Source organism: Nonomuraea monospora (assembly GCF_039531895.1).
Taxonomy (GTDB): domain Bacteria; phylum Actinomycetota; class Actinomycetes; order Streptosporangiales; family Streptosporangiaceae; genus Nonomuraea; species Nonomuraea monospora.
The window spans coordinates 87,204-107,576 of record NZ_BAAAQX010000010.1 but is presented as its reverse complement, the minus strand read 5'-3'; the positions used below and the strand labels follow the sequence as shown (position 1 = coordinate 107,576).

The following is a 20,373-nucleotide window of genomic DNA, read 5'->3' as shown; positions in this document are numbered from 1 at the left end:
TCCGCACATGAGTGATCTTCAGCGGAGGTCTCGTGGATCGATGTTGAGGAGGTCCAGGAGGTGGAGTTGGAGGTTGGTGGGTTGCGGGATGGTCGGGGGTGACTGGCCGGTGCCCGGGATGAGCCGGATGCCGGCCAGTGCGTCGAGGATGAGTTTGCCGGTGGGGACGGCGGGCCGTCCGGCGTACAAGCCGTTGACCTTGGTCTTGTCCTGGGCGGCCAGGGTGTGGCGAACCTGGCGTTCGATCAGGCAGAAGATGAGCAGGGCCAGGCAGATCACGGTGATCAGCGCGTTGATGCGGCGGTTGTTCTTCAGATACAGGTTGGTGACGGCCAGCGGGCCCTTGAACGCCTGGTGGCGGCGTTCGACGGCTTCTTGGCCTTTGTAGTGGCGCAGGACCTGTCCGGCGTCGGCCTGGTCGGGGCTGAGGTTGGTCAACAGGGCGTACCAGCCGTCGGTGGCGGCCTCGACATCGATCGCGTTCTGGTCGAAATTCCAGGTCAGGGTGGGTTTGCCGGTGGCTGGATCGGTGCCGGTCACCGCGACCAGATAGGTGGTCACCCGCCGGGCGCGGCCGATGGCGGTGACGCGGTCGGTGACCGCCTGCTCGGTCGGGTAGTGGCGCCCGCCCAGGCCGCGTTCCAGCCGGGCCAGATCGTCGCGGGCGCGCTCGAGTTTCTTGGCCCGGGCGGTGGCCGCGGCCTGGGCGCGGGCCGAGGAGTGCACGAAGATGCGGCGCAGGGTCAGGATCGGGTCCTTCTTGCGCGGCCCGGCCAGCGTCATGTCGTCTTCACACACGTGCCAGGTGCCGCGCCGCCCGGCGTCCTTGCCGGCGTCGCGGGCGGCGACGTAGTCCACGGGGTGTGCCTGGTCGAGCCGCTGTCCGGCCAGCGCCTGGGCCGACACATAGGTCTTGGAGGCCGGGGCGATGAAGGCCACCTGCTCGGCGGTCATCGCGGCCAGGTTCGCATACGAGACCAGCTTCGAATCGCCGATCATCAGCATCGGCTGAGGGCCGGCCAGCCGCTGCAGCGCCTGCATCGCCGGTATGACCTGGCCGACCTCGCCGGCCCCGCCGTCATAGGCGCGGTGAAAGACCGGGATTGCCCCGTCGGAGCTGACGGCGAGCCCGGCCTGGATCTGCTTCAGATCCGGCCGGCGGTCTTTGGGATGGCCGAACTTCGGCGCGGCGAAGCCGGCCTCGGCCTGCTCGTAGTCGCCCTGCAGCGAGATCGAGGTGAGATCCCCATGCAGGCGTGTCACATCCACGCCGAACTCCTCGATCGCGGCCAGCCCGACCGAGCCGGCCAACTGGTCCAGGTGCGGGGCGACGGCGTCCAGGGCGCGGCCGATCCGATCATCGTTGAGCAGGCTGGGCTCCACCCCGAACGCCTCACCCACAGCCCAGGCGCGCGCCCACTCCTGCACATGCACCAGCGGAGCCGGAGAGGTCAGCCGGTTGGCCACCAGCACCTCGATCACCTGCCCGTGCGTGGACTCGGCCACGTCCCGCACCGGACAAGCCGCATCCACCAGCTCCCGGATCCGCAGCCGCGAGCAGAACGCGGCCACCACCGGTAATGCTCCGAGCATCTTCTCGACACTGGCCTGGCCCCACTGCGCACGCTGCCTCATCTGCCAGGTCATACCGCGACGACGATCACCACAGCAAACCCGACGATCTTCAATCAACCCGACGTGCGGAAAACGGGGCTAGCCGCGGCGCGTGGTTCGCCACGCGCCAACCGCAGGAAGCGCCCGTACGGTGGGGCCGGCGGGAGACGGACCGGGACAGGGGTCAGGCATACCCGCCGCATACCGCGACGCCGTAACGTGACGTACCGCGCATCCCGGCTGCGGGTGCGGGTGTCACGACGGGCGCCCCGGCGTGCCGTCCTCTGCTGAGCCGTGCCAGTCGAGCGGCCCGTAGAGGGCCGCGGGGGCTCCCGTCGCGAGTGCCCAGTACCTGTCGCCGTAGGACCAGTGCCACCACTCGGTCGGATAGTTGATGAACCCTGCCGCGCTCATGGCCTGGGCGAGCAGGCGTCTGTTGGCCCGCGTCTGGGAGGAGATCGCCGGATGGTGCGTGTAGCAGGCGCCGCCGCTCTCCTCGGGGCCGGCGTTCACGGGGGTGCCCATGTCGAGTTCGGCGCCGGTGGCGTCGATCAGGGTGAGGTCGACGGCGGCCCCGCACACGTGCGGCGCGACCTCGGGCGGCGCGAGCGAGCGGCTGGCCTGGACGTGGAGGTGCTCCTCGCTCCAGGAGGGGTTGGCGTCGCGGAGTTCGGCGGCGTACCGGGTGAAGTAGTGCCGCTGCAGCGACAGCGGCCGGTAGCCCTCGACGATGAGCAGCCGGTGCCGGGCGGGCAGGAGCTCCTGCGCGGACAGCAGCCGGTCGACGAGGCCGATGCGTAGCCGGGCGTACGCGCCGGCGGGGTCGGCCTGGCGGGCGTCGAGCGCCAGGGCCGGCACCTTGTGCAGGTCGAACAGGGGTTCGCCGCACTCGATCACCGGGATCGCCAGGAGCCGGCGGTCCGACATCAGCACGATCGGTTCAGCTGTCATGTCCTACGGTCCTTCGCTCGTGTTCTCGATCGAGCATGAGGGGGCCCGCTGTAAGTTCGCTGCAATTCCACGGATGCGAGGTATCGATGGAATTTCGCCTGCTCGGGCCCGTCGAGGTGTGGGACGGAGCGGAACGGGTGCCGCTGGGCGGCCCGAAGCCGCGGGCGCTGCTCGCGTCGCTGCTCCTGTCGCCCGGCCGGGTGGTGTCGGTGGATCGGCTGGTGGACCTGATCTGGGGCGACCGTGCGCCGGGCACCGCGCGGGAGCTGATCCAGACGTACGTGTCCGCGTTGCGGCGCAGGCTGCGGCCGGAGGTGATCGTGACCCGCCCGCCCGGTTATCTGGTGCAGCTGGACGGCGAGCGGTTCGACCTCCAGGTGTTCGAGCGCTTGGTCGCGGACGGGCGGCTGGCCGCGGAGGCGGGCCGGTACGAGGACGCCGGGCAGGCGTTGCGCGCCGCGGCGGGGCTGTGGCGCGGGCCGGCGCTGGGCGGGATCGGCGAGGCGCTGCAGGCGGAGGCGGCCAGGCTGGAGGAGCTGCGCCTGACCGCCGTGGAGGAGCGCATCGCGGCCGAGCTGCTGCTGGACCGCCACGGCGACCTGGTGGCGGAGCTGACCGCGCTGGTCGCCGCGCATCCGACGCGGGAACGGATCCGCGGCCAGCTCATGACGACGCTGTACCGGCTGGGCCGTTCGGCCGAGGCGCTGGCGGTGTTCGACGACGGGCGGGTGACGCTGGCCGAGGAGCTGGGGCTGGATCCCGGCCCGGAGTTACGGGCGTTGCAGGAGGCCGTCCTGCGGGGTGATCCGTCGCTGTCCGGCGCGGCGCCGCCGTACCTGAGGCGGCGGTTCGTGGCCAAGCAGCTCCCGCCGGACGTGCCCGACTTCACGGGCCGCGCCGACGTGGTCGGCGAGCTGGCGAAGCTGCTGTCCGCGAGCCGCACGGCGCCGCCCGTGGTGATCGTCTCGGGGAAGGGCGGGGTGGGCAAGAGCGCCGTGACGGTGCACGTGGCGCACCGGGTGGCCGAGCGTTTCCCCGACGGCCAGCTCTTCGCCGACCTGCGCGGCACGAGCGACACCCCGGCCACCGGCCAGGAGGTGCTCGGCCGTTTCCTGCGGGCGCTCGGCGTCGAGCACGAGGCGCAGCCCGAGTCGCCGGCGGAGCGGGCCGACCTCTTCCGCAGCCTGCTCGCGCAGCGGCAGGTGCTGGTGGTGCTGGACGACGCCGGGAGCGAGCAGCAGATCAGGCCGCTGCTGCCGGGCGGGGCGGGCTGCGCGGTGCTGGTCACCTCACGTGCCCGGCTCGCGGGCCTGGCGGGCGCGCAACTGGTGGACCTCGACATGCTGGACGGCGACGCCGCGCTCGCCCTGTTCGGGGCCGTCGCCGGGGCCGACCGGGTCGCCGCCGAGCCGGAGGCGGCCCGCGAGATCGTCCGGCTGTGCGGGCTGCTGCCCCTCGCCGTGCGGACCGTCGGCGCGCGGCTGGCCACGCGGCGGCACTGGGCGCTGGCCACGATGGCCGTCAGGCTCACCGACGAGCGCCGCAGGCTGGACGAGCTGACCGCCGGGGACGTGGAGGTCCGCGCCAGCGTCGGCCTGAGCTACCGGCAGCTGGACGAGCAGGCCAGGACGGCGTTCCGCCGGCTCGGCCTGCTGGGCGCGCCCGACTTCGCGCCGTGGATCATCGCCCCGCTGCTCGACGTGCCCGCCGCCGACGCCGACGACGTCGCCGAACGCCTGGTGGACGCCCAGCTCGTGGACTTCACCACGACCGACGCCACCGGCCAGCCCCGCTACCGGCTGCACGACCTGCTGCGCGTCTTCGCCGCGGAGCGCGCCGAGACGGACGACACCGCGGCCGAGCGGGCGGCGGCCGTCACGCGTACCCTCGGGAGCTGGCTGTGGCTGATCGACACGATCGGCGCGCGCACGCCGTCCGGTGAGGTCGTCCTGCGCGGCGAGTACGCCTCGGCCCGCCCCGTGGACGGGCTCGTCGCCGAGCGGGCGGCGGCGGACCCCGCCGCGTGGCTGGACGCCGAGGCGCCCTGCCTGACGGTGGCCGTGTCCCGCGCCGCGGCCATGAACCTGGACGTCGCCGCCTGCGACCTGGCCGCGGCGCTGTCGTTCTCGCACGTCTTCGACGCCAACCGGCGCAGCGAGTGGCACGCCAGCCACCAGGCCGCGCTGGCGGCGGCCCGCCGGGCGGGGAACCGCTCCGGGGAGGCGGTCCTGCTCGCCGGGCTGGGCCACATCCACTACAGGCTGGACCGCTTCGACGAGGTGCACGAGTACCTGTCGGCGGCCCTGCCGCTGTTCGCCGCGACCGGCGACGTCAGGGGCGAGGCGGTCGCGCTCGCGGGCATGGGCGGCGCGTGCCGCGAACAGTGCCGGCTGCGGGAGGGGCTGGGGTATCTGACCAGGTCCACGGCGATCTTCCGCGGGCTGGGCGACCACACCGCGATCGGCGCGACCACGCGGATGGCCGCCGCCATCCATCTCGAACTGGGGGCGTACGAGGCCGCGTGGCCGCTGCTCGACCAGGCGCTGAAGGCGTACCGGCGGGCGGGCAGCCGGCGGGGTGAGGCGCTCACGCTGCGCACCACGAGCCTCGTGCATCGCGCGCTGGGCGACCACGCGGTGGCCGCCGAGCTGAGCGAACGGGCCTTGGAGCTGTTCCGCGCCATCGGTGACTCTCATCTGGCCGCCTTCGCGGTGCAGTCCCTGGTGAAGGCGAGGGTCCGGCAGGGGGACGGCGCCAGCCTGCCGCTGCTCGTCGATGCTCTGGAGGTGTGCAGGAATCATTTCGACCGGTTCGGTGAGGCTCTGATGCAGCGCACCATCGGCGAGCTGCACCTGGCGAACGGGCAGCTCGAGCTGGCCGAGGCCCATCTGCTGCGGTCGATCGCCATCTCGGAGGAGCTGCGGACGCCGCTTCCGGTGGCCAGGGCCAAGCGGGATCTGGCGGCGGTGCTGGCCGCGCGGGGCGACAGTGCGGCGGCGGAGCTGGTGATCGCGGAGGCCGCCGCCGTCTTCGCGCGACTCGGCGCGCGGGAGGCCGGCGAGCTCAAGGCCGTGACGTACGGGCAGAGCGCAGGGCCGGACCCGGGGAAGGGTCCGGCCCTGCGCTCACCGGCCTAGAAGTAGGGGGTCCAGCCGGGGCCGATGGCGGTGGCGTCGCCGAACTCGTTGCCGCCTTCGCCGTTCCACAGGTAGAGGGTGCCGTCGCTCATCGCGGCGAGATCGTCGTGCCCGTCGCGGTTGACGTCGCCCAGGGAGGTCAGCGTGCCGTCGAAGCGCGCCCAGCCGCCGCCGATCGCGGTGGCGGCGCCGAAGTTGTTGCCGCCCTTGCCGTTCCAGATGAACAGCGTGCTGCCGTCCTTGATCGCCGCCAGGTCGCCGATGCCGTCGTCGTTGAAGTCGCCGCCGACCGGCTTGGAGAACGCCGACCAGCCGCCGCCGATCTCCACCGCCGCACCGAAGGTGTTGCCGCCCCGGCCGTTCCAGACATGCAGCGTGCTGCCGTCCTTGATCGCCGCCAGGTCGTCGTGCCCGTCGCGGTTGACGTCACCGACCGAGGTCAGCGTCCCGTCGAACGGAGCCCACCCCGGCCCCACCTCCACGGCCGGGCCGAACTCGTTGCCGCCCTTGCCGTTCCAGATGAACAGCGTGCTGCCGTCCTTGATCGCCGCCAGGTCGCTGACCCCGTCATTGTTGAAGTCACCCGCGACCGGCTTGCTGAACGCCCCCCAACCCCCGCCGACCTCCAGCCGGGTGGCGAAGTTGTTGCTGCCCTTGCCATTCCAGATGTTCAGCGTGCCGGTCGTCTCCGAGAAGATGTCACCGACGCCGTCACCGTTGAAATCCGCGCCGGCTCTGCCGGGCGGGCTCCAGAGGGCGTCGACGATCTTCTGCGCGTCGCCGGCCTGCACCTGGTAGCGGTCGGGGTAGGCGGAGACCTGCACGGCCTGGCAGACCTCGCCGACCTGGGCCGACTTCCACGCGTCGCCCGGGTAGAGCCTGATCATCTTGTTGAGGAAGGCGTTGGTGGCCCAGGTGGGGTCGAGCCGCTGCTCGACCGAGCCCCAGGACGCGCGCTGCTGGAAGAGGCCGAGGCTGTCGTGGTCGACGGTCTCGGCGACGTTCTGGATGCTCGCCTCCACGATGACGGTGGCGATCGCGATGACGGCGGCGCGCTCGGCCAGGCCGCGGTCGCGGACGGCCTCGACGACCATGCGGGCGCACGAGACGCGGTAGGCGTTCATGTAGCCGCGCATCTTCGCGGTCAGCACGCCGTTCAGCCGGGTGGCGGTCGCGGCGTCCGCGCCGGTCGTGCCGTCCGGGTCGCAGGGGGCGGTGGCGTAGGAGGCCGTCAGCGAGGCGGCGGCGGGCTCGTCGGGGGTGCCGGCCTGGGCCGGGGCGGCGGCTAACGTGAGGGTCGCGCAGGCGGCCAGTACGGCCTTCTTCATGGACTGCATGTGCTTGCTCCTGATCTTGAGAAGGGGATGCCAGGGGTTAGAAGTAGGGGGTCCAGCCGGGGCCGATGGCGGTGGCGTCGCCGAACTCGTTGCCGCCCTCGCCGTTCCACAGGTAGAGGGTGCCGTCGCTCATCGCGGCCAGGTCGTCGTGACCGTCGCGGTTGACGTCACCGAGGGAGGTCAGCGTGCCGTCGAAGCGCGCCCAGCCGCCGCCGATCGCGGTGGCGGCGCCGAAGTTGTTGCCGCCCTTGCCGTTCCAGATGAACAGCGTGCTGCCGTCCTTGATCGCCGCCAGGTCGCCGATGCCGTCGTCGTCGAAGTCGCCGCCGACCGGCTTGGAGAACGCCCCCCAGCCGCCGCCGATCTCCACCGCCGCACCGAAGTTGTTGCCGCCCCGGCCGTTCCAGAGGTGCAGCGTGCTGCCGTCCTTGATCGCGGCGAGGTCGTCGTGGCCGTCGCGGTTGACGTCACCGACCGAGGTCAGCGTCCCGTCGAACGGAGCCCACCCCGGCCCCACCTCGACCGCCGGGCCGAACTCGTTGCCGCCCTCGCCGTTCCAGATGAACAGCGTGCTGCCGTCCTTGATCGCCGCCAGGTCGCTGACCCCGTCATTGTTGAAGTCACCCGCGACCGGCTTGGAGAACGCCCCCCAACCGCCACCCACTTCCAGCCGGGTGGCGAAGTTGTTGCTGCCCTTGCCGTTCCAGATGTTCAGCGTGCCGGTCGTCTCGGAGAAGATGTCACCGATACCGTCACCGTTGAAGTCCGCGCCGTGGGTCGAGGCGTTGTCGTCGACGATGTTCTTGTAGCGGATGGGCGTGTAGTCCTGCATGCTCGCCCACGACTCGTCGCCGCGCTCGCCGTGCGAGTTGACCTTCGGGCCCTTGGCCCAATCGTCCTCCCAGCCGTCGCCGTTGGAGTCGCTGCCGCCGTTGAGCGAGTACGTCCATGCGCCCTGGGTGTGGTCCTGCTCGTTCTTCCACCGGGCGAACAGCTCCATGTGGCCGCTGCGCAGGATCGCGTCGCCCGGTTTGAGGTCGTCCAGGCTGCCCAGGACGATCTTCCCGCCGTAGCCGGCGAAGTCGACGGTGCTGTTGCCGCCCTTGCCGGAGTTCGCGGTGATGTGCCAGGCCATGGAGACCAGGCCCGAGCAGTCCGGCCCGTACTTGTCGTCCCCCTCCGCGTCCGTGACCAGGGTGCCGGGGGCGCGGGTCAGGTTGTAGCGGACGTTTCTGTCGACCCAGTTCTGGGCGCGGGCCAGCACCTCCGAGCGGGTGATCCTGCCGTCGGGGGCGCTCGCGGCGTGCGCGGCCTGGGGCGTGGCCGCGACGTCCACGACGGTGAAGGAGAGCGTGGCGGCGGCGAACGCGAGGCCGGCCAGCAGGCGGGCCGAGATTGGGGTGCTCGACATGGGGGTGCCTCCGGGGAGTGGTGGGGCCGGTGTTCGGTCCCGAGCAACGCCAGAGTGCCGAGCCGTGCTGGAAATCCCCTGCAACGTGTCCTCAGCGCCTTTGGACCGCCGGCACGGATGGAACGGGATGGAACGCCAACGTGTAGTGAGGGGCGCGGACGCGCCCCTCGCCATTGACACGGGAGGCAGAACATGTCGATCAAACGTGGCTTAGCCGTCCTGACCGTCGCCGTCGCGTCGGCAGGACTCTTCACGGCATCCACCGCTGCGGCGCAGGCCCAGAACTACTTCAAGATCGTGAGCTTCGCGAGCGGGATGTGCCTGCAGCCCGACCCGTCCGTGCCCGCCGGCTCCGACGCCCAGATCTTCCAGGCGCCGTGCGACGGCAGCGCGGGCCAGAACTGGCTGCCGCTGCAGGAGAGTAGCAGCAGCGCGACCTACCGCTTCCTCAACCAGCGCACGGGGTGGTGCCTGGAGGCCAGGGAGGGCGCCGTCAACCTCGGCCGCGTCGACCAGTGGCCGTGCAACGCCATCAGCAACGAGAAGTGGGTCTGGCAGGGATCGTTCAACAACACCACGCCCAAGCAGATCCGCTCCGCCGTCAGCGGCACGCGTACGCACTGCATCGACGTGCCGGGCGGATCACCGACCGTGCCGTTGTACGTCTTCCGCTGCAACGGGAGCGCGGCGCAGCAGTTCTTCATCCGTTCGTGAGAACCGGCTCCATGAGGCGCTGAAAATCGCCTCGCGGGCAGGCAGCGGCTGCGGCTAGATTCGCAAGCGTGTCCCACCCCCTCGACATCGCGTGCGACGAGTCCGGCGCGGAGGGCGAGAAACTCGTCGGCGGCAACAGCGACGTCTTCACGCACGCCAGCGTGCTGATGGACGCGCGGGCCGCCACCGCCTGCATCGGCGAGCTACGGGAGCGGGCGCCCACCCCCGCCTCCCAGTACTGCGCGGGCCACGTGCTGCGCGACAAGCACCGCGCCGCCCTGCTGTGGCTGCTCGGCCCGCAGGGCCCCGTGCTCGGCCACGTGCGCGTGCTCCTCACCGACAAGATCTTCTACGCCGTCGGCAAGGTCGCCGGCCTGCTGCAGGAGGACCACGAGCCGCGCCTCGGCCTCGACCCGCGGGCGCTCGCCACGGCCGCCGTCCTCTACCGCGAGGGGCCGCGCGGGTTCGGCGGCGAACGGTGGACGGCCCTGCTCGACTCGTTCAACTACCTGCTGCGTGCCAAGAACGGCCAGGGCGTCACCACGTCGGTCGAGGAGACGTACCGGCTGGTGGACGCGCTGCGCGGCGCGGACGGGCCGGCGGGCGCGATCATGCGGGAGCTGTGGCGGGCCAGGCCGCGGGTGGCCGCCTTCCGCGAGCGGCTGCTGGAGGCCCCGTACGTCTTCCCCGCCCTCGACCCGCTCATCCCCGCGATCGTCGGCGCCGTCACCTTCTGGGGCGCGGGCGGGCCCGTCACCGTGGTGCACGACAGGCAGACCACGCTGACCGGCGAGCGGATCGCGCAGATGCGCGAGCTCCTCGGCGGCCGGATGGCCGGGCTGCACCTGGTGGACTCAGAGTTGGACGAGCGGGTGCAGGTCGCCGACGTCATGGCGGGCGTCGCCCGCAAGGTCGCGCTGGACGCGCTCACCGGGCGCGGCGATCCCGAGCTGACCGAGCTGATCCGCCCGTACGTCGATCCCGCGTCCGTCTGGGGGGACGAACGCAGCCGCGACCTGCTGATTCCCGGTGAGGTCATCTCCCGGTAAATAGGCCAGCCCCCTGCTCTATCGCCACAAAGTGTGACGTTAGAGTGACGTACTGTGAACGATACTAAGCATGTGGAAATCACCTGGCCCGGCATCGGCATCACCGTGGCCGCCGAACTCGACCAGCGCAACCCCTCCCTGGCCCAGGCCCTGTGGGACGGGCTGCCCTACCAGAGCCTCCAGGGACACGCCCTCGTCGCCGGATACCACCTGTACCACGTCGCTCCCGTGTACTCGTTGCTGCACACCCCGGCCGAATACAAGGTGGACCGCCGCACCGTGCCCGACGGCACCCTGTTCTGCTCGCGGCTGCAGCACCTCGGCATCAAGTACGGCGAGCTGACCGAGCCCATGCAGGCCACCCCGATCGGCAAGGTCGCCGACGCCGACCTCGACGCCCTCGCCCAGGCCGGCCGCGAGGTGTGGCGCTCGGTCTACGAGACCAAGCAGCCCGTCATCGCCGAGGTGCGCCGCGCCGGACAGCAGGGCGGCCACGTGCTGCCCCGCCTGCCGCTCGGCGACCCCGAGCTCAACCGGCTCGCCATCGAGGTGCACGCCGAGACCGAGCGCATCTGGCTGAACCCGCCGCAGGAGCTGCTCGACCTGCACCAGGGCCGCATCCCGTCGGGCGCGGGCAGCTACGAGACGGTGCTGACCACGCTGCTGTTCGTCAACGGCGAGACCCGCCCGCTCGGCTACAGCTGCTACGGCGGCCTCGTCCGCGCCGCACTCGACGGCATGCCCATGCCGTGGCTGCGCCAGATGACCAGGCAGCTCGCCCACACGCCCGCCGAGTTCCTCGGCTACTGCGGCCTCGACCGCCTGTGGGACTTCACCCAGCGGCTGCTGTCGGGCCTGGAGCGGCTCGACGACCACGAGGACTTCGTCGCGATCATGGCCCACATGGCGCTCTACTGCAACTGCCTGGGCGGCTGGAACCTGCACCTGTTCCCCTGGCAGGCGGGCGACCACCTGCGCAGGTCGCTGGTGGCGACATGAGCGCCGGCTCCCGGGTGGTGGTGATCGGCGGCGGCGTCATCGGCCTGTCGATCGCCTTCCATCTGGCCGAGGCCGGGCAGGACGTGACGTTGCTGGAACGCGGCACGCTCGGCTCCGGCGCCTCCCGCGCCACCGCCGACGTGGTCCGCTCCTACTTCGCCGGCAACCCCGTCAGCTCGTCGCTGGCCGTACGCAGCCTGGAGGCCTACCGGGCCTTCCCCACCAGGCCGGGCACCGAGCTGCCGCTGCGGCAGGTCGGCTACCTGGTGCTGTTCACCGAGCCCGACCAGCTCGCCGCGTTCAACGCCGACCTGGCCGCCCAGCGCGCCGCCGGCGTGGACGTCGAGCTGATCGGCGCGGAGGAGGCCAGGGAGCACAACCCGCTCATCGGGGACCTGCCGCTGCTGGGGGCCGCGTACTCGCCCGACGCCTACATCTCCGACACCACCGCCATCGTCACCGCCTACGCGCAGGCGGCCGAGCTGGCGGGGGCGGCGCTGCGCACCGGCTGCCCCGTCACCGCCATCGACCCGGAGGCCGGGCGCGTGCAGACCGCCGACGGCGAGATCTCCGCCGACGCGATCGTGTGCGCCGCCGGCGCCTGGTCCGCCTCACTGGTGCGCTGCGCCGGGGTGGACATGCCGCTCACCGAGCCGATCGAGCAGGAACTGCTCACCACCGACCCGCTGCCGCCCGGCACGCCGCAGGTCCCTGTCACCCTGCACGCCGCCAGCGGGCTGCTCATCCGCAACCGCGACGACCGGCTGCTCATCGGCATGGGGTACCCGGGGGCCGACCGCGACTCCTGGCGCAGGGACGTGGCCGTGCGGCTCGCCCAGACGTACCCGAGCCTGGCCGGGATCGGGCTGCACACCGCCGTCACCGGGCTGCGGGACGCCAGCCCCGACAAGACCGCCTTCATCGGGCATCAGCCCGGGCCGCCTGCCTTCCTGTACGCGACCGGGTTCTCTGGGCACGGGCTGTGCAACGCGCCCGCTGCCGGGGAGCTGGTTCGTGATCTCTTCCTGGATCGGGATCCGGGGATGGACGTGACGGCGCTGGCGGTCGGGCCCGCGCGGACGGGGCTGGTGTCATGACCGACCAGCGCTCCGGCCAGGCGGACCGGCTCAACGGCGCCGACCTCACCGGCCACGCCGACCGCGCCCACCAGCTCGACGACATCACCCGCACCGACCGCCTCGACAGCACCGACCGGCTTGACGGGGCGGGTCGTTCCGGGCGGGAGGACCGTTTCGTTCTCGACCCGGCCACCGCCGACCTGCACGGCGACAACGACCGGCTGCGGCGGGCGGGCCCGCTCGTCCCCGTCACCGCCGAGGGCGTGCCCGCCTGGGCCGCCACCCAGTACGCCACCCTGCTCACCGTCCTGACACACCCGGACCTGTCCAGGGAGCTGCACCACTGGAACGCCCGGCAGTCCATGCCACCCGGCACGGCCATCGACCGCATCGTCACCGACACGTCCCTGCTCAACGCGGAAGGAGAGCGCCACCGCCGGCTGCGCATGCCGCTGACCACCGCGTTCTCCCAGCGACGCCTGAACGGCCTGCGCCCGCGCATCGAGGAGCTGACCGCCCGCCTGATCGACCGGCTCGCCGAGCTGCCGCCGGACCAGCCGGTGGACCTGCGGCTGGAGTTCGCCTACCCGCTGCCGCGCGAGGTCATCTCCGAGCTGATCGGCATCCCGGCCGCCCACCAGGACGACCTGCACCGGCTCACCGACGCCGTCGCCCAGGTCGGCGGCCTGGAGGACTCCCCGGGGCTGCGCAAGGAGCTGCGCGAGCTGCTCGACCAGATCATCGAGGAGCGCCGCGACACGCCCGGCGAGGACCTCATCAGCGACCTGTTCGCGCTGCACGAGAAGGACGGCGGCCGGCTGTCGGAGGACGAGCTGTTCGCCACCATCGAGCTGCTGTTCATCGCCGGGCACGTCACCACCGTCAACCTGATCACCAACGCCATCGGCGCCCTGCTCACCGAGCGGGGGCAGCTCGACCTGCTGCGCTCGGGGCAGTGCCCCTACAGCGCCGCGGTCGAGGAGACGCTGCGCTGGGACTCCCCGATCGCCTACTTCCCGATGCGGTACGCGGTGCGGGACGTCGAGATCGACGGGGTCCGGCTGAGCAGCGGCGAGCCCGTACTGGCCTGCTTCGCCGCCACCGGGCGGGACCCGCACCAGTACGGCGAGGACGCGCACGTCTTCGACATCACCCGGCCGCAGTTCACGCACCTGGCCTTCGGGCACGGGCCGCACTTCTGCCTGGGCGCGCCACTGGCCAGGCTGGAGGGGGAGATCGCGATCAGGGCGTTGTTCGAGGCGTTTCCCGGCATGGCGCTGGAGCGGCCGGTGGAGGAGCTGCCGCCGCTGGACACGTTGCTGGGCAACAGCACGCGCACCATGCCGGTCGTCCTCGGCCCGCGAGCCCGCTGAACCCGTACTCGATCTTGACGAGCGGGACGGTCACCCGCGCCCGGCCTCAGCTCGCCCTGGCGGCGGTCGTGTCGTAGTGGCGCAGGAACAGCTCCTCCAGCGTCGGCGGCCGGCTCACCAGCCCGCGCACGCCCGCGGCCGTGAGCCGGCGCAGCACCGGGTCGAGCTGCGCCGTGTCCACGGTGAACCGCACCCGGCCGCCCGCGCCGTGCGCGAGGTCGTGCACGCCTGGCAGGTCCGCCAGCCCGTCGGCGGGCCCCGCCAGGTCGGCCTCGATGGAGGTGCGGGTCAGGTGGCGCAGCCCGGCCAGCGTGCCGGTCTCCACCGTGCGCCCGTCACGGACGATCGTCACCCGATCGCACAGCGCCTCCACCTCGGCCAGGAGGTGGCTCGACAGCAGCACCGTCCGGTCGCCCCGCCGCCGCTCCTCCTCGACGCACTGCCTGAACATCTCCTCCATCAGCGGGTCCAGCCCGGTGGACGGCTCGTCCAGGATGAGCAGCTCCGCACCGGACGCCAGCGCCGCGACCAGCGCCACCTTCTGCCGGTTGCCCTTGGAGTAGGCGCGGCCCTTCTTGCGAAGGTCGAGGCCGAACCGCTCCACCAGCTCCGCCTTGCGCCGCTGGTCAAGACCGCCGCGCAGCCGGCCGAGCAGGTCGATCGTCTCGCCGCCGGTCAGGTTCGGCCACAGCGTGACGTCGCCCGGCACGTACGCCAGCCGCCGGTGCAGCTCGGCCGTCCGCGTCCACGGGTCGCCGCCCAGCAGCCGGGCGGTGCCGCCGTCGGCGCGGACCAGGCCGAGCAGGATCCGGATCGTGGTGCTCTTGCCCGCGCCGTTCGGGCCCAGGAAGCCGTGCACCTCGCCGGCGCGTACGGTGAGGTCGAGCCCGTCGAGCGCCCTGGTCCTGCCGAACCGCTTGCGCAGGCCTGAGACGGTGATCGCGTCAGTCATGAGATGCTCCTGTCGAGGGCGGCTGCCTCTTCCGGGGTGAGCAGCGGGTGCGAATAGACCCACAGCAGGGCCCGCAGCAGCTCGTGCTGGCCCTCGGTCGTCTCCAGCGACACGCCCAGGCCGCGCTCGACGTGCCCCGTCAGCACGCTGAACGACAGCGCCATCGCGGCGATCACGGTCGCCCGCGCCTGCGGGGAGACGCCGGGCGGGCCCGGCTGCTTCTGGTCGGCCTCCTCCAGCCACCGCACCCCGATGCGCACCATCTCGTCGAAGAACGACGCCGCCGACCCCTCGGTCAGCGCGCGCGCCAGGTAGTCGCGGTAGGGGCCCATGACCGCGACGGGGTTGAGCCCGCCCAGCGGCCGGCTCGCGGCCTCCTCGTGCAGCCGGTGCATGACCTTCATCAGGTGCTCGTCGCACGCCTCGCGCAGCGCCTGCTTGGAGCCGAAGTGGTGGCGCACCAGGCCCAGGGACACGCCCGCGGTCTCGGCGATGCCGCGGATCGTGGCCCGCTCGAAGCCGTGCTCGCCGAAGTGGCGCAGCGCCGCGTCCCTGATGCGGGCGCGGGCCGTCAGGTCCTCAGGGTCCGGTACGGTCGTCGTCACCCCGCCCCTCCTGTTCGATCGTACAGCCGACTGTTCCTGCGAGAAGGAAACTATACCCACGTATAGTCGCTCGTCCAGTACCCGGCCACACACAGGACACGTTCACGCTCTACGCTCCACACGACGACGATTGGAGCCACCGCCGTGCCACACGCCACGCCCATGCGCCTGGCCACCACCATCCGCCCCTACGACTGGGGGTCGGTCACCGCCATGCCCGAGCTGTTCGGCACCGAGCCGACCGGCGAGCCGCAGGCGGAGCTCTGGATGGGCGCCCACCCCGGAGCCCCCTCGACGGTCGGCGGCGTCCCGCTGAACGAGCTCATCGCCCGCGACCCCGCCGCCACGCTCGGCGAACGCTGCGCGGAGCGGTTCGGCCCCGTCCTGCCGTACCTGCTCAAGGTGCTGGCCATCGAGCGGCCCCTCTCCCTCCAGGTCCACCCGACCACCGCTCAGGCCGCGGCCGGGTTCGCCGAGGAGAACGCCCGTGGCATCCCGCTGGACGACTACGCCCGGACGTACAAGGACGCCTCCCACAAGCCCGAGATGGTGTGCGCGCTGACCCCGTTCCACGGGCTGTGCGGCTTCCGCTCGCCCGAGGCCGCCGCCGGCCTGCTCGACCGGCTCGGCGTGCCCGGCCTGCACCCCTGGATCGACACCCTGCGTACCGGACAGGCCGGGCAGGCGCTGCGTGAGGTGTTCGCCGCGATGCTCGACGAGGCCGCGCGCCCGCTGCGCGCCGAGGCCGAGGCGGCCCTGCTGACCTCCCAGGACCCAGGCCTCGCCGTCTACGCGGACATCGCCCGCGCCTACCCCGGCGACCCCGGCGTCATCGCCGCCCTCCTGCTCCACCACGTCACCCTCCGCCCCGGCGAGGCGCTCTACCTGGGAGCCGGGGTGCCGCACGCCTACCTCGGCGGCATCGGCGTCGAGATCATGGCCAACTCCGACAACGTGCTGCGCTGCGGCCTCACCTCCAAGCACGTGGACGTGCCCGAGCTGATGCGCGTCGTGGACTTCACCCCGTCCGACCCGCACCGCGTCGAGCCGGCGCCCGACGGCTCAGGCGGCTACGACTACCGTCCGCCCGCCCCGGAGTTCGCCCTCACCCGCTACGAGCTCGCGGAGGGCGCACACCCGCTGCCCGCCGGCGTGCCGGGCATCGTGCTCTGCACCGAGGGCGAGACCCAGATCGGCGACCTGACCCTGCGCCCGGGACAGTCGGCCTTCGTCCCCGCCTCCGCCCCTTCGGTGCGGATTTCCGGCAAGGGCGTGGCCTACCTCGCCCAGCCGGGCGCCTTTACAAAGTAGATCTCAGGGACGGGAACGTTTCGGCCGCCGGTTGAACGTCCCGTCCCTAGGCTGCCGTCCGTGACCGACCACGTGACCATCGAGCCCAGCATCCTGTACTTCGGCACCCCCGTCGTCCTGCTCTCCACCGAGAACCCGGACGGCTCCTTCAACCTCGCGCCCATGTCCTCGGCCTGGGCGCTGGGCAACGTGATCGTGCTCGGGCTCGGCGAGGAGGGGCAGAGCGCCCGCAACCTCGCCGACCGGCCCGACCTGGTGATCAACCTGCCCGCCCCGCACCAGTGGCGGGCGGTGGAACGGCTGGCGCCCCTGACGGGACGCTTCCCCGTCCCGGACACCAAGCACGCGGACTGCCGCTTCGAACCCGACAAGTTCGGCGCGGCCGGCCTGCGCCCCGAGCCCTCCGACCAGGTTCGGCCGCCGCGGGTGGCCGAGTGCCCGCTGCAGTTCGAGGCGCGGGCGCAGAGCGTGCGCCGGGACGTCTCCGCCTCGTTCGTCATCGTCGAGGCCGTCGTCGCCAAGGTGCACGCCGACCCGCGCCTCGTCGTACCGGGAACCCAGCACGTGGACCCGTCCGCCTGGAGCCCGCTCATCTACAACTTCCGCCACTACTTCGGCCTGGGCCCGCAGCTCGGCCACTCCTACCGCACCCAGACCCCCTCAGTCTCTAACGCCGCCGGATCGTGAGGACGTTGTCGGTCCGGGTGGTCGGCTCCCCGTCGGGACCCTTCTGCGTCCGCTCGAACTCCTCGCACCGCAGCACCTCCCACTCCCCCTCCCCCGGCTCCAGGGAGTCGAGCACCTCACGCGGCGTCGGGAAGTGCACGTCGGAGTGCTCGTGCTGCTGCCAGGCGGGCCACCCGGCGTGCCCGGCGACCAGCAGCACCCCGCCGGGCGCGACCGCGGCGGCGGCCCGCCGCAGGATCTTCTCGCGCGGCATGTCGCCGGCGGAGTGCAGGTAGCAGGCGCTGACCAGGTCGTAGACGCCCTCGGGGAAGGACGCGCCGAGGTCGTGCCGCTGCCAGTCGACGCGCTCCCCCACCCCGGCCTCCTCGGCGTGGCGGGCGGCGCGGCGCAGGGCGACGCCGGAGATGTCCACCGCGGTGACCTGCCAGCCCTTGGCCGCGAGCCAGATCGCGTCGCCGCCCTCGCCGCTGCCGAGGTCCAGCGCGCGTCCCGGCGGCAGCTCGGACACCTCCTGGACGAGCACGGCGTTGGGGGCGCCGCTCCAGATCCGCTCGCTCTGGCGGTAGCGGCCGTCCCAGGCCTCCTCCTCGGTCAGCCCGTCCGGGGCCTGGCCGTGCGGGGTGCCCGTGACGGTGGCGCGGCGGGCGGCCACGGCGGCCCGCGCCTCCTCGCCGACCAGGTCGGCGTTGATGGCCGCCCCCGCCCGCACCCCGGCGGCGGAGGCGCTGACGACCTGGTCGACCACGTTGTGCACGTTCCCTGCGACGTACACGCCGGGCACGCCGGTCTTGCCCATGGGGTCGGCGGGCACGTAGCCGCCGATGACGAACCCGTTCACCTCCTGGTCCGCCGTCTCCAGCCCGAGCCCTTCGAGCCCGCCCAGCCGCGCGTTCAACCGGGTCCCGATCGCCAGCGCGTCCCTCGGGAACTCGCGCCCCCCGGCCACCCGCACGCCGGTCAGCCGGTCCCCCGTCACCACGACCTCGCTCACCTCCCCCTCGACCACCTTGACGCCCCTGGCGGCGAGCTGCTCGCGCGCCTCCTCCCCCGGCTCGGGAGCCGTGTGCAGGAAGAGGATCACGTCGTCGCTCAACTGCCGCCACAGCAGCGCCTGGTGGGCGGCCAGCGGGTTGGTGGCCACGACGCCGATCGCCTGGTCGCGCACCTCGTAGCCGTGGCAGTACGGGCAGTGCAGCACGTCCCGCCCCCACCGCCCGGCCAGCCCCGCGATCGGCGGCAGCTCGTCCACCAGCCCGGTGGCCACCAGCAGCCGCGCCGCCTCGACCGCCGGCCCGTCCTCCAGCGTCACCCTGAACCGCCCGTCCCCGATCGGCTCGGCGGCCGCGACCACGCCCGTCACGATCTCCCCGCCGTACCCGGCGACCTCCTTGCGCCCGATGGCCAGCAGGTCGCCCGGCGGCACCCCCTCGTGCCCCAGGAGCACGTGCACGCCCTGCGCGGGCGCGTTCCTGGGCTGCCCGGAGTCGATCACCAGCACCTTGCGGCGCGCCCGGGACAGCGCGAGCGCCCCGCTCAGCCCGGCGGCCCCGCCACCGATCACCACCACGTCGTAGCTCGCGTCCATGCGCGGCTCCCTTCCACTCGTCACCTGCCGCGCCACTGTGCTCCACCGGCTCCCCGGTTGACAAACTTCGTTGCCGAAATGGCAAAGTAGGCGGGATGGATCTCGATGACGTGCTGAAAGCCGTCGGCCCGCGGCTGCGGGCCATGCGCCAGGAGCGCGGCACGACGCTGGCCGAGCTGTCGAAGAACACCGGCATCTCGGTCAGCACGCTGTCGCGGCTGGAGTCCGGCGGGCGCAAGCCGACCCTGGAGATGATGCTGCTGCTGGCCAACGCCTACCAGGTGCAGATCGACGAGCTGATCGACGCGCCCGTGACGGGCGATCCGCGGGTGCACATGCGGCCGGTCAAGCGGCACGGCATGACGTACGTGCCGCTGAGCCGCAGGCCCGGCGGGTTGCAGGCGTTCAAGCAGATCTATCCGCCGGGGTGGCCGGGTTATGAGCCGGAGCAGCAGGTTCATGAGGGTTATGAGTGGCTGTACGTGCTGGCCGGGCGACTGCGGTTGTTGCTCGGCAGGCATCATGTGGTGCTGGCGGCCGGTGAGGTGGCGGAGTTCGACACCAGGACGCCGCACGCGTTCGTGAACGAGGCCGATGAGCACACCGAGGTGCTGGCGTTGTTCGGGCCGCAGGGCGAGCGGATGCACGTGCGGGCTCGCCCCGCGGCCAAATAGGGGGCTCAGTCGGTGAGGACGGACAGGTCGAGGCGGGAGAGCCGGTCCGGGTCGGCGAGGATGTCGATCTCGACGATGCGGCCGTCCGTGATGGTGAAGCTCATGACCGCCGACGGCTCGCCGTCCACGGTGTTGACGACTCCGGCCAGGCCGTTGACCAGGGCGGCGTGGGCGGTGGACGGTGAGTAGCGGCGGAAGGTGAGTGCCTGGCCGGCGACGTTCGCCGCGCCGCGGACCTCGGCGAGGCCACCTCCGGTCAGGGCGCCGGCGTCTGCGCGGAGCACCACGTCGGGGTCGAGCAGGGCCACCAGTTCCGCGAAGTCGCCGCGGTGCGCGGCGGCGATGAAGGCCGTGACGATCTCGCGCTGCCGGGCGAGGTCGGGGTCGGGGACGGGCGCGGAGCCGCGTACACGCCGTCTGGCTCTGCTGGCGAGTTGCCTGGCCGAGGCCGGGGAGCGGCCGACGAGGGGCGCGATCTCCTCGAACGGCACCGCGAACATGTCGTGCAGCACGAACGCCAGCCGTTCCGCCGGGGTCAGCGACTCCAGCACCACCAGCAGCGCCAGCCCGACGGAGTCGGCGAGCAGCGCCGCCTGTTCGGGGTCCGGGCCGGAGGCCGGGCTGACGACCGGGTCGGGCAGGCGTCCCTCCAGCGGCTCCTCGCGGCGGGAGGTGCGGGTGCGCAGCATGTCGAGGCACACCCGGCCGACGACGGTGGTCAGCCAGCCGCCCAGGTTCTCCACCTCGCCGGCATCGGTGCGGCTGAGCCGCAGCCACGCCTCCTGGACGGCGTCCTCGGCCTCGGTGAGCGAGCCCAGCATCCGGTAGGCCACCGCTTTCAGGTGTCCCCGGTGCGCCTCGAACCGGCCTGCCAGGTATTCGCGATCGTTCATCG

17 protein-coding genes are annotated in these 20,373 nt (G+C 72.4%); 9 read left to right on the top strand and 8 right to left on the bottom strand.

The annotated features are described in order from the left end of the window. Nucleotides 1–18: 18 nt before the first annotated feature. Together ABD331_RS21380 and ABD331_RS21375 are read right to left on the bottom strand one after the other, a co-directional pair. A complete protein-coding gene (locus ABD331_RS21380; RefSeq protein WP_344477380.1) occupies nucleotides 19–1,635 on the bottom strand; it encodes an IS1634 family transposase in 1,617 nt (538 codons plus the stop codon). Nucleotides 1,636–1,869: 234 nt separating this feature from the next. After that, a complete protein-coding gene (locus ABD331_RS21375; RefSeq protein ID WP_344477377.1) occupies nucleotides 1,870–2,565 on the bottom strand; it encodes a M15 family metallopeptidase in 696 nt (231 codons plus the stop codon). Between the two features lie 86 nt (nucleotides 2,566–2,651). Here ABD331_RS21375 and ABD331_RS21370 point away from each other — a divergent pair, with 86 nt between their 5' ends. Next, nucleotides 2,652–5,702: an AfsR/SARP family transcriptional regulator gene (locus tag ABD331_RS21370; protein ID WP_344477374.1), complete on the top strand. Its 3,051-nt coding sequence runs from the start codon at nucleotides 2,652–2,654 to the stop codon at nucleotides 5,700–5,702. Here the strand turns inward: ABD331_RS21370 and ABD331_RS21365 are convergent. Together ABD331_RS21365 and ABD331_RS21360 are read right to left on the bottom strand one after the other, a co-directional pair. Continuing rightward, nucleotides 5,699–7,039, bottom strand: coding sequence for an FG-GAP repeat domain-containing protein (locus ABD331_RS21365; RefSeq protein ID WP_344477372.1), 1,341 nt, complete (start codon nucleotides 7,037–7,039; stop codon nucleotides 5,699–5,701). The two genes, ABD331_RS21370 and ABD331_RS21365, sit on opposite strands and share 4 nt — an antisense overlap. 37 nt (nucleotides 7,040–7,076) lie before the next feature. Beyond that, on the bottom strand, nucleotides 7,077–8,450 hold the full coding sequence (locus tag ABD331_RS21360) for an FG-GAP repeat domain-containing protein (protein WP_344477370.1): 1,374 nt from the start codon (nucleotides 8,448–8,450) through the stop codon (nucleotides 7,077–7,079). A 192-nt stretch (nucleotides 8,451–8,642) separates the two neighbouring features. Between ABD331_RS21360 and ABD331_RS21355 the strand changes: the two genes are divergently transcribed. From ABD331_RS21355 to ABD331_RS21335, 5 genes are all read left to right on the top strand, one after another. Beyond that, complete coding sequence (locus ABD331_RS21355; protein WP_344477368.1) at nucleotides 8,643–9,164, top strand: RICIN domain-containing protein; 522 nt, start codon at nucleotides 8,643–8,645, stop codon at nucleotides 9,162–9,164. Nucleotides 9,165–9,232: 68 nt separating this feature from the next. Next, entirely contained in the window at nucleotides 9,233–10,213 is a 981-nt protein-coding gene (locus tag ABD331_RS21350; RefSeq protein WP_344477366.1) for a hypothetical protein, read from the top strand. 72 nt (nucleotides 10,214–10,285) lie between these two features. Further along, nucleotides 10,286–11,212 (top strand): cucumopine synthase-related protein, encoded by a 927-nt coding sequence (locus ABD331_RS21345; protein ID WP_344477364.1) that lies wholly within the window; start codon nucleotides 10,286–10,288, stop codon nucleotides 11,210–11,212. After that, entirely contained in the window at nucleotides 11,209–12,309 is a 1,101-nt protein-coding gene (locus ABD331_RS21340; protein WP_344477362.1) for an NAD(P)/FAD-dependent oxidoreductase, read from the top strand. Before ABD331_RS21345 ends, ABD331_RS21340 begins: the two co-directional genes overlap by 4 nt. After that, nucleotides 12,306–13,664: a cytochrome P450 family protein gene (locus tag ABD331_RS21335; protein ID WP_344477360.1), complete on the top strand. Its 1,359-nt coding sequence runs from the start codon at nucleotides 12,306–12,308 to the stop codon at nucleotides 13,662–13,664. Before ABD331_RS21340 ends, ABD331_RS21335 begins: the two co-directional genes overlap by 4 nt. A gap of 46 nt (nucleotides 13,665–13,710) precedes the next feature. On the opposite strand, the gene ABD331_RS21330 is transcribed toward ABD331_RS21335, so the two are convergent. Together ABD331_RS21330 and ABD331_RS21325 are read right to left on the bottom strand one after the other, a co-directional pair. Then, entirely contained in the window at nucleotides 13,711–14,616 is a 906-nt protein-coding gene (locus ABD331_RS21330) for an ABC transporter ATP-binding protein (RefSeq protein ID WP_344477358.1), read from the bottom strand. Continuing rightward, nucleotides 14,613–15,221: a TetR/AcrR family transcriptional regulator gene (locus ABD331_RS21325; RefSeq protein ID WP_344477356.1), complete on the bottom strand. Its 609-nt coding sequence runs from the start codon at nucleotides 15,219–15,221 to the stop codon at nucleotides 14,613–14,615. The genes ABD331_RS21330 and ABD331_RS21325 overlap by 4 nt, the downstream gene beginning before the upstream one ends. Nucleotides 15,222–15,365: 144 nt before the next feature. On the opposite strand from ABD331_RS21325, the gene manA reads away from it, so the two are divergent. Further along, on the top strand, nucleotides 15,366–16,532 hold the full coding sequence (manA, locus tag ABD331_RS21320) for a mannose-6-phosphate isomerase, class I (RefSeq protein WP_344477354.1): 1,167 nt from the start codon (nucleotides 15,366–15,368) through the stop codon (nucleotides 16,530–16,532). A gap of 60 nt (nucleotides 16,533–16,592) precedes the next feature. Then, nucleotides 16,593–17,219 (top strand): flavin reductase family protein, encoded by a 627-nt coding sequence (locus ABD331_RS21315; RefSeq protein ID WP_344477352.1) that lies wholly within the window; start codon nucleotides 16,593–16,595, stop codon nucleotides 17,217–17,219. On the opposite strand, the gene ABD331_RS21310 is transcribed toward ABD331_RS21315, so the two are convergent. Next, nucleotides 17,200–18,804, bottom strand: a complete 1,605-nt coding sequence (locus ABD331_RS21310; RefSeq protein WP_344477350.1) for an FAD-dependent oxidoreductase — start codon at nucleotides 18,802–18,804, stop codon at nucleotides 17,200–17,202. The two genes, ABD331_RS21315 and ABD331_RS21310, sit on opposite strands and share 20 nt — an antisense overlap. Before the next feature lie 95 nt (nucleotides 18,805–18,899). Here ABD331_RS21310 and ABD331_RS21305 point away from each other — a divergent pair, with 95 nt between their 5' ends. Continuing rightward, entirely contained in the window at nucleotides 18,900–19,478 is a 579-nt protein-coding gene (locus ABD331_RS21305; RefSeq protein ID WP_344477348.1) for a helix-turn-helix domain-containing protein, read from the top strand. A 5-nt stretch (nucleotides 19,479–19,483) separates the two neighbouring features. Here the strand turns inward: ABD331_RS21305 and sigJ are convergent, their stop codons facing one another. Further along, the gene (sigJ, locus tag ABD331_RS21300) at nucleotides 19,484–20,371 is read right to left on the bottom strand and encodes an RNA polymerase sigma factor SigJ (protein WP_344477346.1); all 888 of its coding nucleotides are present in this window, start codon (nucleotides 20,369–20,371) and stop codon (nucleotides 19,484–19,486) included. Between the last annotated feature and the right edge of the window lie 2 nt (nucleotides 20,372–20,373).